Raw genomic sequence first — 13,837 nt, forward strand, 5'->3', positions numbered from 1 at the left:
TTCTTCAATGAATGTCTCTGTATGGGCGCCCCGCGATCCGAACGTAGTCACTTCCGCCGCACGCAGCCAAGGCCTCTCCTTGCGGCGTGTAATCCACTCCATTTTTCCGCGTTGCGCATTGGCTATCGGTTTGTTCGGCATTGCCGTCGTGGCGAACGCGCAGGTCAACGGCGTCGCGCACACGCCTTATCTCGGCTGGAGCAGTTTCAGCCAACAGACGCTCGACTCGAACTATCTGACCCAGGCCAACATGATTCTCCAGTCCGATGCGCTGGCTTCGTCGGGCCTGCAGGCGCATGGCTTCGACTACATCAATATGGATTCGGGCTGGCAGGGGAGTTTCGATGCGAATGGTCGGCCGACGCCCAATCTGGCGATTTTCCCGGATATCAAGGCGCTGATCGATCACATCCACCAGAACGGCCAGAAGGCCGGCATCTACTGGATTCCTGGTGTCGAGGAGCCGGCAGTACTGGCCAACTCGCCGATTCTCGGCACGTCGTATCACATCCAGGACATCTTGGCGGTGCCTTATACCGCCGGCAATGCATTTGGTGGTCCGGGCACGTCGCCGTATCACTATAAGATCGATTTCGGCAAACCCGGCGCGCAGGAATACATCGATTCGGTGGTCGCCTTGTTCGCTTCGTGGGGGGTGGACTTCATCAAGCTCGACGGCGTCACGCCGGGCTCGTATAGCGACAACTTGAGCATCAACAATCTCGATGATGTCGCAGCTTGGTCGAAGGCGATTACCAGGAGCGGGCGGCCAATCTGGCTGACGGTGTCATGGCAGGTCGATCAGGACTACATCAGCACGTGGCAGCAGTTTTCAAACGCGCGGCGCATCGATGACGACGTCGAATGCGAAGGCCGCTGCGCGACGTTGACCGATTGGCCGCGCATCTACAAGCGCTTTCGCGATATCCCCAGTTGGGAACATGCAACCAATGCGACACTGGGATGGAACGATCTGGATTCACTCGACGTTGGCGACGACGAGCTGGACGGGCTGACCAAAGATGAAAAACGTTCGGCAGTAACGCTATGGGCGATGGCCAACGCTCCGATGTATCTCGGCGGCGATCTCACCAAGATCGACGATTTCGGTAAACGCCTGATGACCAACGATGAGGTACTTGCCGTCGATCAATCCGGCAAGCCGGCGACGCAAGTACTGGGCGGCGATCACCAGGTATGGGTTTCCGATCTCGGGCATGGTGAGTACTACGTTGCGTTATTCAATATGAATGCCTTGCCGGCGGTGGTCGAGTTACCCTGGAACGAGCTTGGCCTAGATGGCGCACGGGAGGTTCGCGACTTGTGGACGCATACCGAACTGGGTAGCTCATCGCGATCGTTCTCGACGCGACTCGAAGGGCATGGTGTGCGCCTACTCAAGATTTCGACGACACCTGGGCACGCTGCACCGACACCCAGCGAGAGCTACGAAGCCGAATCTGCGACGTTGGCCGGCACGGCTGCCGTTGCCGGTTGCAGCGGTTGTTCCGGCGGCAGCAAGGTCGGCGGGCTTGGCCTCGGCGCAGGTAACACGGTGACGTTCAACAACGTCTACGTACGCCACGCAGGCGTCTACCTGATGCAGATCGATTCGATGACGCTGAGTCTGCGTTCGTCGCTATACAAAGTGAACGACGGCCCGTTTCAGACCTTCAACTCCGGCGGTGGCAGCTTTTCGATTCCATCGGCGAGCACGGTGCCGGTGTGCCTGAAAGCCGGCTACAACAGCATCCAGTTTGGCAATCCCACCAGCTATTCGCCGGATATGGATCGCATCGTGATCAGCGGCGATGGCCATGCAGTCCTGCCGACAGCCACCGTGTACGAAGCTGAGGCGGCTACCTTGGGCGGTACGGTAACGGCGGGTTTCAGCAACTATGCCTCCGGTCTTTCCAAGGCGGGCAATATTGGCGCCGGTCCAGCCAATACCGTGACCTTCACCAACGTGACAGTGCCCGCATCCGGTATTTATCAGCTGGAGATCGACTATGCGACCAGCGGTCAGCGCACGCTGTTTGTCACGGTCAATGGCGGTCAGGCGCGGCAGCTGGATTTGAACGGAAGCACATTCGACGATCCCGTGCCGACGATCATTACGGTACCGCTCAAGGCCGGTGCCAACATCATCCAGATGGGCAATCCCAATGCAAATGGCTTTGCGCCCGATCTTGATCGCATCGTGGTAGCGCCTGTAGTGGGTTCGACCTGGTCGTTCGCCGGTGCCACGACGCAAACCTGTCCGGGTGGCAAATAGTGTTGCTGAAGATGCCGACGGAAACATCCCAAGAGAGTGCTGATGAGTAACGAAGAACAGCAGGTGCTCCTGGATGAGGCGCGTTCCGGCCTGATAGCCAGGCGCCGGTTCTTGAAAATGACCGGCGCCATGGCGGTCATGCTGCCATGGCTTGGCTTACCCAGGTTTGCCGAAGGCAGCACCGTACAACGCCCCGTCGGCCCCCTGCCGACGGCGGAGTCAAGGCATACGCTTTGGTATAGCACGCCCGCGCCGGAGTCGAACGTACTGCGCGAGGGCTTGCCGATCGGTAACGGGCGTCTCGGTGCCCTGATCGGTGGCGATCCGGCGAGAAATTTTCTTTACCTCACCGATGCCTCAATGTGGCTCGGCGAGCGCGATGTACCGTTGGGTGATGACGGCCAGTTTGAATACACGACGGCGCACTTCGGCAGCCTGGTGATGCTGGCCAGGTTGTACCTGTCGATAGAAGGGCATGAGGCTGCGAACATCACGGATTACCGCCGCGAGCTGGACCTCGGCCAGGGGTGCGTTCGCGTGACGTATCAAAAAAATGGCGTCAGCTACGCGTGTGAAATCTTTGCTAGCCACCCGGATGACATGATTGCCGTCCATCTGTCTCAAATCGGCGGTGGCGTCTATAACGGTTCTATCGAGTTGCAGGGCATGCATGGCGAAGCCGCCCACCATGAAGCCGAGAGTGCAAGCAGCCATTTCGAAGGTGTCCTGGACAATGGCCTCAAGTACGCAGCGAACATCAAAGCCGTTGCGGTGTCCGGCACGGTGACGGCGGATGCCAAGGGGCTTCGTTTTGCGAATTGCGAGGCGCTGACGGTCATCTTCTGCGGAGGCACCAACTACACCCCGGATCTGGCGATGAGCTACATGGATGCCTCGCTCGATCCATTAAAGCTTTCGGTAAAAAAAGCGGAAGCTGCCGCCAAACAAACGCCGGCAATGCTGCTGCATACGCACGTGGTCGATTATCGTTCCTTGTTCGACACGATGAGTGTTGACTTCGGCGCGTCGACGAAGGCGCAGCGCGAGATGGATACGTGGACGCGTCTTCAGGCGCGGGCCGCGACTGGCTCGCCCGCCGATCCGGAGTTGGAAGCGTCTTATCTACAGTTTGGGCGCTATCTGACGATTGCCGGTTCCCGCGGCAGCTTGCCGACCGGTCTGCAAGGCCTCTGGATAAGTGACAACGAGCCTCCCTGGATGGCCGACTATCACAGCGACGTCAACATCCAGATGAATTACTGGCTGCCGGACCGCGCCGGCTTACCTTCGTGCTTCGATGCCTTGACCGACTATTGCCTCAGCCAGGTAGCCTCCTGGACGGCCATAACGCATCAGCACTTCAACGATCCGCGTAATGTGTTTCGCAATAGTTCGGGCAAGATCGCCGGCTGGACAATGGGCATTTCCACCAATATCTATGGCGGCGGAGGCTGGCGGTGGCACCCGGCTGGCGGTGCATGGCTGTGCAACAATCTTTGGCAGCACTATCAGTACACCCAGGATCGGACCTACCTTGCGCGCATCTATCCCCTGCTCAAGGGTGCCTGCGAGTTTTGGGAGTCGCGACTGCTTACCGTCACAGTGATGGATCCGAAGACCGGCGTCGCGCGCGAGGTTCTGATCGACGATGCCGACTGGTCGCCGGAGCAGGGACCGCTCGATGCCAAGGGCATCACCTATGCACAGGAATGGGTCTGGGATCTGTTCGAGAACTATCGTCAGGCAAGTTCGCTATTAAGCAAGGACGCGGACTATGCCGCATCGATAGCGCAGTTGCAGGCGCGCCTCTATCTACCTCAAGTAAGCCCCAAGAATGGTTGGCTGGAGGAATGGATGACGCCAGACAATCTCGGTGAGGTGAGACACCGGCATTTGTCGCCGCTGGTGGGCTTCTTTCCCGGTGATCGCATTCGCCTCGACGCCAGCCCGCCTGCGTTGATCGAAGGCGTTACCAGGTTGCTCGAGGCACGAGGTACGAGCGGCTATGGCTGGGCTTGCGCTTGGCGTGCGATTTGCTGGGCGCGTCTCAAAAAGGCGGAAAAGGCCTATCAGTTGTTGCTCACCAATCTGTTGCCATCGAAAAATCATAGCAACGGCACCGCGCAGAATTTCTTCGATGTCTACAACATAAGCGCCGACAGCGACGCCTTCCAAATCGACGCCAATTACGGAACGCCAACAGCGATGCTGGAGATGTTGATGTATTCGCGCCCCGGCTTGATCGAGCTGCTGCCGGCGCTACCCAAGGCCTGGGCGGCCTCGGGTAGCGTGACGGGCCTGGGCGCGCGCGGCGGCTTTCAGGTCGACTTCTCCTGGCGACAAGGCAAGATCGCGTCGGTCACGGTGCGAAGCATCGGCGGCGAACAGACACGCGTGAAATGTGGTGCATGGACGAAGCCGATCGCGCTTCATGCAGGCGCGTCCGTCACGATCGACCCCAACGACACCTGAGTCATTGCAAGCTTATGATCAAGCAGATAGGTCGGATCGGATGGACGGCGTTGTTTGTGGCCGCGATCGATGTTGGTTCTGGAAGATGCTGCATAGGATAGATGCTAATCCGACACCCATTATAGATCGCATCGGGTTGGAGACGGTCTCGTAAGCTAGCGCTACGCCATAGTAGGATTCGCCAAAGCGTGCCTTCAGCCGATAGCTCGGAAAAGAACTTTATTCCCTGCTTTCTTTGAGCGACTTTGGCGTACTAAGTGTCCTAAGGATAGAACTTAGTTTTTATCCTTCTCCTCTACCAGATGTAGGGTCCAGCCTGCACGCACTGCTTTTGGATAGATGCTTATTTTCGATCTACAGCCGGGCATTCAGCCCGGCCTTTTCTAGCGTTTAGCCACTTAGCATCGGCCGTAGACGTCGTCGAAGCGCACTATGTCGTCTTCGCCAAGATAGCTACCCGACTGTACTTCGATCAATTCCACCGGAACCTTTCCCGGATTGCGTAAACGGTGGACGCTGCCCAGCGGAATGTAGGTACTCTGGTTCTCACCCAGCAAAAATACTTTTTCGTCGCAGGTGACTTCGGCGGTGCCGGAAACCACAATCCAGTGTTCCGCACGATGGTGATGTTTTTGCAGGCTTAAGCTTGCGCCAGGCTTGACCACAATACGTTTGACTTGAAAACGGTCGCGAGCTTCCAGCGAGTCATAGCTCCCCCAAGGCCGATGTACCACTCGATGCAGTGAGTGTTCGGTGCGGCCGGAGGCTTTGAGTTGTTCAACGATGCGCTTTACATCCTGCGCCGCATCGCGATGGGCGACCAGCGTGGCATCGGGAGTGGTTACCACAATCAGATCGTCGACACCGACAGTAGCGACTAAATGGCGATCATGCGAACGCAGCAAAGAGTTGTGTGTATCGATGGCAAGTGTATCGCCTTCGCTCATGTTGCCATCGGCGTCTTTTTGACCAGTAAGCCAAAGTGCTGACCACGAGCCAATATCGCTCCATGCGCAACTGACGGGAATCACCGCAGCGCGTCGCGTTTTTTCCATCACGGCGTAATCGATCGATCGGTCAGGTACTTGTGAGAAAGTTTCCTGATCAATTCGTACAAAATCGAGATCGGTGGACGACTTGGCGTCCGCTTCCCGCACGGCGGCGAGCATTTCCGGAGCGTGTTCGGCCAGTTCTTCCAGATAGCGCGATGCCTTGAAAAGGAACATGCCGGAATTCCAGTCGTAGCCACCATCGGCCAGATAGGTTTCAGCCGTAGCGAGATCAGGTTTTTCGACGAATTGCTCCACCTGGAAACCGTCTTTATTGATGGCACCTGCGCGACGGATATAGCCAAATCCTGTTTCCGGCCGGTCCGGACGAATACCGAAGGTAACCAGCCAGCTTTGTTCGGCCAATGGAATCGCCTGCTTTACCGCTTCAACAAACGAGGCCTTGTCGCCGATCAGGTGATCAGCGGGCAACACAAGCAATAGCGGATCGCCGCCTCGGCGCAGAGCCTGCAGCGCACCCAGGGCAATGGCTGGCGCTGTGTTGCGTGCCAATGGCTCAAGTACGATGGTCGCGTTATCGATGCCAAGATCAAGCAACTGGTCAGCGGCGAGAAAGCGGTGATCGTCGCTGGCCACCACGATCGGTGGTGCGACATCCGGCAACTGTCGCGTCCTTTCCAGCGTCTGCTGGAACAGCGTGCTGTCCCCTGCCAGAGCGAGGAATTGCTTGGGGAGGTTTTTACGCGACACGGGCCACAACCGGGTGCCGCTGCCGCCGCTAAGAATGAGTGGAATCAACATAATGTCCGAAATCCTTGATCGATCAATGACTAGAGGCGGTGAGCTTTTGCATGACGTCAAACAGCCCATTTCGCCAGTCTGGCAGCATAAAATGGAAGCGCTGCTGAAAACCGCCATTATCCAGTAAAGACCATGCCGGGCGAATGGCTGGCGTTGGAAAATCGCTGCTGGGGATGGCGACTATCCTTGGTCGGCGTTTCATTAAGCCAAGAGTTATGGCCTGCTCGAAAATCGCTTCAGCAAAGCCGTGCCATGTAGTGCTGCCGCCAGCAACCAGGTGGTAAGTACCGCCCAATCCGCTGCCGTCGGCTGATATCCAGCGATCGAAAGCCGCGAGACTTGCTTGCACGATCAGTTTGGTATCGGTGGGTGTTCCGTGCTGATCGGCGACGACGCGCAGCTCGTCGCGCTCGCCGCCCAAACGCAGCATGGTGCGCAGAAAATTCTGCCCGTGCGCAGCGTACACCCACGCCGTGCGCAGAATAAGGTGATCGGCGCCGCTGTCACGCAGAAGTTCTTCACCCAGCAGCTTGCTGCGACCATACGCGCCCAGCGGGGCCTTGGGCGCATCCACGGTGTAGGGCTGCGACTGATGACCATCGAACACGTAATCGGTTGAGTAGTGAATGACCTTCGCAGCATGCGAGGAGGCCCACTGCCCGAGCAGGCCGACGGCTTCGCCGTTCACGCGATTGGCCAACTCTTGTTCTTGCTCGGCACGATCAACTGCCGTGTAGGCGGCGGTATTAATGATTACCTCGGGCTGCACACGATCGAGCAATGCGGTAAGCGTGTTTGGCGCAGAAAGGTCGGCGATCTCGCCACGACCTCCCTGCGTCAGCACCCCGTCGCGGCTGGCGACAACCAGCTCGTCGCGTGCGGTCAATTCACCTTCATCGACAAAGCTGCGGCCCAGTTGTCCATTTGCACCCAGCAGAAGAATTTTCACCGTGCAAAAACCGGTAGCCGATCGGCGGCGACATCCTTCAGCAGCGGTGTCTTGCCATCCTTGCCGGACAACAATGGTTCGCTGACCGGCCAGTCGATACCGATATCCGCATCGTTCCAACGCAGGCCAGCATCGGACGCGGGATCGTACAGTGCGGTGCACTGGTATGTGAAAGTGGCAAAATCAGACAGCACGCAAAACCCGTGCGCAAAGCCTTCCGGTATCCAGAAATGACGATGGTTGGCGGCAGTCAGCATCACCCCAATCCACTGCCCAAAGTTCGGTGAGCCTTGGCGGATATCGACGGCGACGTCGTATACCTCGCCCTCCATAACACTCACCAGCTTTCCTTGGGGATTTGGCCACTGGTAGTGAAGGCCGCGGAGCACACCTTTGGCCGAACGCGAGACGTTGGTCTGGATGAAGTCGCCGATAATGCCGGCATCGTGATAGCGGGCCTGATGGTAGCTCTCGTAAAAGAAGCCGCGGCTGTCGCCGAATACCTGTGGTTCGAGAATCAGCGTGCCGGGTAGCGAGGTTTCAATCACTTTCATCGTGCGTAGCCCTGCCGGGTCAGCTGCTGAAGGTATTGGCCGTAACCGGTCTTGGCCAACGGCGCAGCCAGCTCCATCAGTTGCTCTGCATCGATCCAGCCGTTGTTGTAGGCAATCTCCTCCGGACAGCAGACCTTGAGTCCCTGGCGATTCTCGATGGTCTGGATGTAGTTGCCGGCTTCCATCAATGAGTCGTGGGTGCCGGTGTCGAGCCAGGCGAAGCCACGGCCAAGTTGCTCCAGATGCAGCGATCCGTCGTCAAGATAACAGCGATTGAGATCGGTAATTTCCAGCTCGCCACGCGAGGATGGCTTCAAGGCGGCCGCGTAATCGGAAACCCGGCCGTCATAGAAATACAATCCGGTCACAGCATAGTTGGACTTCGGCTGGGGCGGCTTTTCTTCCAGTCCGATCACGCGCCCAGCTTCGTCAAATTCAGCGACGCCGTAACGCTCAGGATCTCTGACCCAGTAGCCAAAGACGGTGGCTCCGTGATCGCGCGAGGCCGCACGCTTGAGTCGTTCGGTCAGACCCACGCCGTAGAAAATATTGTCGCCGAGCACTAGGCAGCTGGGTTTGCCGTCGACAAAATTGCGGCCGATGGTGAACGCCTGTGCCAGCCCGTCTGGCGATGGTTGCACGGCGTACTGAATATCGATGCCCCACTGCGAACCATCGCCCAACAGGCGCTGGAACATTTCCTGCTCGTGCGGCGTGTTGATCATCAGTACCTCGCGAATGCCTGCGAGCATCAGCGTGGCGAGCGGGTAGTAGATCATTGGCTTGTCGTACACCGGCAGCAGCTGCTTGCTGACGGCGCGTGTGATGGGATATAGCCGTGTGCCGGAGCCGCCGGCGAGGATGATGCCTTTCTGTGTCTGGCTCATGATCCGAGACGTTCCATGCGGTAGCTGCCGTCCAGCACGCGTGCGCTCCATGACTGGTTGCCTAGATACCAGTCGACCGTCTGTGCGATACCGGTTTCAAACGTTTGAGACGGCTGCCAGCCAAGTTCGTTCTGCAATTTGCTGGAATCGATCGCATAGCGACGGTCGTGGCCGGGACGATCTTTCACGTACGCGATCAGCGATTCGCGCGGTTTGCCATTTGCCAGCGGCTGGCGTGCATCGAGCAGGGCGCAAACAGTCTTGACCACGGTGATGTTTTCACGCTCCGCGTTGCCGCCGACATTGTATGTCTCGCCCACGCGACCGGCTTCCAGTACTCGGCGAATCGCGCTGCAATGATCGCCGACGAACAGCCAGTCGCGGATGTTGCGCCCATCACCGTAAACCGGCAACGGCTCGCCAGCCAAGGCTTTCTGGATGATCAGCGGAATGAGTTTTTCGGGGAACTGATAAGGGCCGTAGTTGTTGGAGCAATTTGTGGTTAACGTTGGCAGGCCATAGGTGTGCTGGAACGCGCGAACCAGATGATCGGACGCTGCCTTTGACGCCGAATAAGGGGAATTGGGCGCATAGGCTGTTTGCTCGGTGAACTTGCCTTCCGCGCCGAGCGAACCATAAACCTCATCGGTCGACACGTGCAGGAAGCGGAAGGCCTCGCGCGATTCACCATCAAGGCCGCGCCAGTAATCTCGCGCGCACTCCAGCAGGCCCAGTGTGCCGACCACGTTGGTCTGTACAAATTCGGCCGGCCCGTCGATAGAGCGGTCAACGTGGGACTCTGCGGCGAAATTGATGATGGCATCCGGGCGATGTTCGGCCAGCAGCTTGGTCACCAGATCCCGGTCACCGATATCGCCCTGCACGAATACATGCCTGTTGTTGCCATGCAGCAATGACAGGGTATCCAGGTTGCCGGCGTAGGTGAGCTTGTCAAGATTGATGATGCGCAGGCCGTCGGCGACGGCCTGCAGTACGAAATTGGCACCGATGAAACCGGCTCCGCCGGTGACCATGAGCGATTGTGTTTGAGGTGATGGGCTGTTCATCGGGCCTTCTTTGGTGTCACATAGGCGGACATTCGGGTGCGAATGGTCAGTCGGTAAGCTGGTATGGTTGAGTCAATGTGCCGGTGCGTAAGCGGACAGCGGAGCGATGAATAGTTTGCCATTAGATTGGCCGTAAAGATTGAAAAACAGACTGGGGCAGGCGTCTGCTGGTCGCGACGCTTCAGCGTCATACAGTTTTGGGGTGAGGTGCCAGTTAAGAATGGAAACGGTAAGCCAGTTAAGAATGGAAACAGTAAGAATGTCGCTGTCGAGGCGTATCTGGATAAGGCGGAATGTATTCTGGGAGCTCGCCAAGCGCGATGTGGCAGGGCGTTACAGCGGATCCTTCTTCGGACTATTGTGGTCATTTTTAAATCCGCTGTTGATGCTGGCTGTCTATACGCTCGCGTTCAGGGTATTTCTCGGCATGCGCTGGCCGAACATGGAGTCGGGTGCTGATTTCTCGCTGATGATCTTCTGCGGGATGATCGTCCACTCGCTGCTGGCCGAATGCATCATGCGTGCGCCAAGTGTCATCGTCTCTCAGAGCAATCTGGTGAAGCGAGTGGTGTTTCCACTGGCCATCCTGCCTTGCGTCATGGTGGCTTCGACCCTGTTCAATGCATTACTAAGCCTGCTGGTATTGCTGATTTTCGTGTTGATCTCACGGCACACGCTGCACCCGACAGTGCTGTATCTGCCGCTGCTATATGCACCTTACGTCCTGCTGCTGTGCGGAGTGAGCTGGCTGATGGCCTCGTTGGGCGTGTTTATCCGCGACCTAACGCAGCTTGCGGGCGTGATTTCGTCGATGCTTATGTTCCTGAGTCCGGTGTTCTACCCGGCGTCAAACCTGCATGAACCATATCGCGACTGGATTGCGCTCAATCCGTTGACCTTGATGATCGAACAGACGCGTCAGCTGGTGCTGTTTGGACAGTCACCGGATTGGCACGCATTGGGGATCTACACACTGGCATCGGTGGCCGTGCTGCTGCTCGGGTATTTCTGGTTCCAGCGCACGCGGGATGGATTTGCCGATGTCCTCTGAAGCCATCGTGGCACCACCGGCATCGGTCGCCGAGGTAGTGATCGAGGTGCATGCGCTGGGGAAGTGCTACCAACTCTACGACAAGCCGGTGCACCGCATGTTGCAGAGTTTGATCGGGGGGCGACAGCGTTTTTACAGGGAATTCTGGGCACTGCGTGATATCGATTTTGAAGTGCGACGTGGTGAAACCTTGGGGATCGTCGGTCGCAACGGTGCCGGCAAATCGACCTTGCTGCAACTGATCGCTGGCACGCTCAAACCCAGCGAGGGGAGCGCAGGCATCCACGGTCGTGTGGCGGCCTTACTGGAATTGGGCAGCGGCTTTAATCCGGAGTTCACCGGCCGTCAAAACGTGTATCTGAATGCGTCGATTCTTGGACTGAGCCGCAGCCAGGTGGATGCGCGCATCGACGATATTCTGGCGTATGCAGATATTGGCGAATTTGTCGATCAACCAGTGCGCAATTATTCGACGGGTATGGTCATGCGGTTGGCGTTCGCCGTAGTGGTCCATGTCGATGCCGATATCCTGATCATCGACGAGGCACTGGCCGTCGGAGATGCTTTTTTCATGCAGAAATGCATGCGCTACCTGCGGGAATTCCGCAAGCGCGGCACCATGCTGTTTGTCAGCCATGACGGCAGCGCGGTGACCAGTCTGTGTGATCGTGCGATCTGGCTTGAACACGGTCGCGTGCAGCGCGTTGGCGAGGCCCGCAACGTGATGGAGGCCTACATGGAAGCTTCGCTGGCTGAGCAGCAGGGTGGGTTTCAGGCGCGCGGACACCAACAGCCGGCAAGCCAGCTCAGGGTTTCGCGGGAACATCAGGTGGATCAGCGGCAGGAGCTCATCGATCGTTCCACCCTGCGCAATGATCTGCGTATTCTTCCGTTTCAGCCCGATGCCGAAGGATTTGGCGAGTTCAAGGTGCGGATTGTTCATGTCTCCTTTTTTAACGAGGATGGGCAGGCCGTGGCAGCCGTGGTAGCTGGCGAATACGTCACGTTGCGCATCGAGCTTTTTGCCGAAGCGAGCGCCGACAACGTGATTGCCGGCTTCTACGTGAAGGATCGTCTTGGTCAGTTGCTGTTTGGTGATAACACCGGTCTCAGTTACGAGGATGACTTTCCGGTAACCGCGGGGCAGCATTTTCATGCCAGTTTCTGCTTCGTCATGCCTCGCCTGCTTTCCGGCGAATACTTCATTGCCGCGGGTGTCGCCGAGGGTACTCAGGAGCAGCATGTGGTTCAGCACTGGCTGCATGAGGCGTTGCACTTCACTGCTACGGGAGGCTCCATGGTCGCGGGCCTGATCGGCATACCGATGCTGGATGTTCGGTTGGAGCGAGTACAGAATGAACGGTGATTTCCAGCTTCAGGGCCACCCGTTGGTATTGATGCGGCCACGGATCGTGCCGCCTTACGGCTGGGTTGGCCATATCCCGTTTGCTTACCTTGCTGTCGATCTTCTGCGGCCGCGTTGCCTGGTGGAGTTGGGGACTCATTCGGGCAACTCCTATCTGGCATTCTGCCAGGCGGTGCGCGCGCTGGACCTGCACTGCCGGTGTGTGGCCGTGGATGCATGGCAAGGTGATGCGCACGCTCTGCATTACGGAGAGCAGGTCTATCAATCGCTTCGCTCTCGACATGATCCGCTATATGGGGATTTTTCACGGCTGTTGCGCGCAAACTTCGACGATGCGGTGCCCCAGTTCGAAGATGGCAGTATCGACCTGCTGCATATCGACGGCCTGCATACATACGAGGCGGTGCGTCACGACTTTGAAAGCTGGCTACCGAAGCTCAGCGATCGTGCAGTGGTGCTTTTGCACGATACGGATGTTCGCGAACGCGGCTTCGGCGTCGGGAAATTCTTTGAAGAGCTTTCGAATCGCCATGCATGTTTTGACTTCAGGCATAGCCACGGTCTTGGCGTGGTGGCCGTGGGTTCGCAGCTGCCTGCGGCATTCGTCGCCTTCATGCGTGAGGCTGCGGCTTCGCCCGAGTCGATACGCGGCTTTTTCGAGGCGCTGGCAGGGATTCTTGTGGATGCGAATAATCAGCCACTGACGTCGGCCGTGATCGAACCGCAACCGGTGATCAGCCATCTCTTCTATCGGCGTCATGACGAGGCTTACGATGAAAGTCGCATGATTTCTCAGCCGGTCGACGCGGAAGATGGGGTGGTGGATCTGCAATTCCGTTTGCCGGCGGGTATTCGTCCAGATTACCTGCGGCTCGATCCGGCTGATTTCCCCGGCATCTACGGGCTGAGGCGAGTCATGTTGCAGGAGAGCAGCGAATCGCAGGGGACAGAGCTGCCCCAATTGCAGGGTCGCTTGGGTCACGTCAACGGGGAATGGATGGAGGCTGCCGGCATACAGTCCTTGCGCCTGGTCAGTTTCGATGACGATCCCAGCGTCGAATTCGAGGTCGGGAGTGCGCTCGCGGAAGTGGCCGGTGATGAAGGACTGCAGGTGACCATGCGGGTCGACTACGAGGTAGTGGTTTCCAATCCCGTGTTGCATCGCCTGTTGGAGCAGCAGGCAATTGTCAGCATGCGTCAGCTCTCACGCGCACGAGTAGACGTGCAGAACCTGGCCAGCGCGCTTTCGCAGCAGCAGGGGAGCATGCAGGGTTTGGCCCAGGAGTTTTCGCAGCAACGGATAGAAGCGCTGGCGACCCTGCAGCAGCTTCAGCAAAGTATCGACCAGCTGGCAAGGCGTGGTTTTTGGTCCTGGCTCAGGAGGCTTATCAAACGTGGCCATTGA

General features: G+C 57.9%; 10 protein-coding genes. 5 read left to right on the forward strand and 5 right to left on the reverse strand.

The features are described from left to right. Positions 1-7 precede the first annotated feature (7 nt). Together HDE80_RS01000 and HDE80_RS01005 are read left to right on the forward strand one after the other, a co-directional pair. Positions 8-2,275: a CBM35 domain-containing protein gene (locus HDE80_RS01000; protein WP_184667001.1), complete on the forward strand. Its 2,268-nt coding sequence runs from the start codon at positions 8-10 to the stop codon at positions 2,273-2,275. 42 nt (positions 2,276-2,317) lie between these two features. Beyond that, positions 2,318-4,747: a glycoside hydrolase N-terminal domain-containing protein gene (locus HDE80_RS01005; protein WP_184667003.1), complete on the forward strand. Its 2,430-nt coding sequence runs from the start codon at positions 2,318-2,320 to the stop codon at positions 4,745-4,747. Positions 4,748-5,145: 398 nt separating this feature from the next. Here the strand turns inward: HDE80_RS01005 and HDE80_RS01010 are convergent, their stop codons facing one another. From HDE80_RS01010 to rfbB, 5 genes are read right to left on the reverse strand one after another with little or no spacing between them, the layout of a single operon-like run. Further along, positions 5,146-6,558, reverse strand: a complete 1,413-nt coding sequence (locus tag HDE80_RS01010) for a mannose-1-phosphate guanylyltransferase/mannose-6-phosphate isomerase (protein ID WP_184601886.1) — start codon at positions 6,556-6,558, stop codon at positions 5,146-5,148. A 22-nt stretch (positions 6,559-6,580) separates the two neighbouring features. Continuing rightward, complete coding sequence (gene rfbD / locus HDE80_RS01015) at positions 6,581-7,507, reverse strand: dTDP-4-dehydrorhamnose reductase (protein ID WP_184667005.1); 927 nt, start codon at positions 7,505-7,507, stop codon at positions 6,581-6,583. Beyond that, positions 7,504-8,061, reverse strand: a complete 558-nt coding sequence (gene rfbC / locus HDE80_RS01020; protein ID WP_184667007.1) for a dTDP-4-dehydrorhamnose 3,5-epimerase — start codon at positions 8,059-8,061, stop codon at positions 7,504-7,506. Before rfbC ends, rfbD begins: the two co-directional genes overlap by 4 nt. Beyond that, positions 8,058-8,948 carry a glucose-1-phosphate thymidylyltransferase RfbA gene (rfbA, locus tag HDE80_RS01025; RefSeq protein WP_184667010.1) on the reverse strand — a complete coding sequence of 297 codons (891 nt, stop codon included), beginning with the start codon at positions 8,946-8,948 and terminating at the stop codon, positions 8,058-8,060. Before rfbA ends, rfbC begins: the two co-directional genes overlap by 4 nt. Further along, positions 8,945-10,015: a dTDP-glucose 4,6-dehydratase gene (gene rfbB, locus HDE80_RS01030; RefSeq protein ID WP_184667012.1), complete on the reverse strand. Its 1,071-nt coding sequence runs from the start codon at positions 10,013-10,015 to the stop codon at positions 8,945-8,947. The genes rfbA and rfbB overlap by 4 nt, the downstream gene beginning before the upstream one ends. A gap of 139 nt (positions 10,016-10,154) precedes the next feature. Between rfbB and HDE80_RS01035 the strand changes: the two genes are divergently transcribed. The 3 genes from HDE80_RS01035 to HDE80_RS01045 are packed head-to-tail and all read left to right on the forward strand — an operon-like array spanning position 10,155 to position 13,837. After that, positions 10,155-11,066, forward strand: coding sequence for an ABC transporter permease (locus HDE80_RS01035; RefSeq protein ID WP_255483517.1), 912 nt, complete (start codon positions 10,155-10,157; stop codon positions 11,064-11,066). Further along, on the forward strand, positions 11,056-12,432 hold the full coding sequence (locus HDE80_RS01040; RefSeq protein ID WP_255483518.1) for an ABC transporter ATP-binding protein: 1,377 nt from the start codon (positions 11,056-11,058) through the stop codon (positions 12,430-12,432). The genes HDE80_RS01035 and HDE80_RS01040 overlap by 11 nt, the downstream gene beginning before the upstream one ends. Further along, the gene (locus tag HDE80_RS01045; RefSeq protein ID WP_221437377.1) at positions 12,422-13,837 is read left to right on the forward strand and encodes a class I SAM-dependent methyltransferase; all 1,416 of its coding nucleotides are present in this window, start codon (positions 12,422-12,424) and stop codon (positions 13,835-13,837) included. Before HDE80_RS01040 ends, HDE80_RS01045 begins: the two co-directional genes overlap by 11 nt.

The sequence above is a fragment of the Rhodanobacter sp. A1T4 genome (assembly GCF_014207185.1).
Lineage (GTDB): Bacteria > Pseudomonadota > Gammaproteobacteria > Xanthomonadales > Rhodanobacteraceae > Rhodanobacter.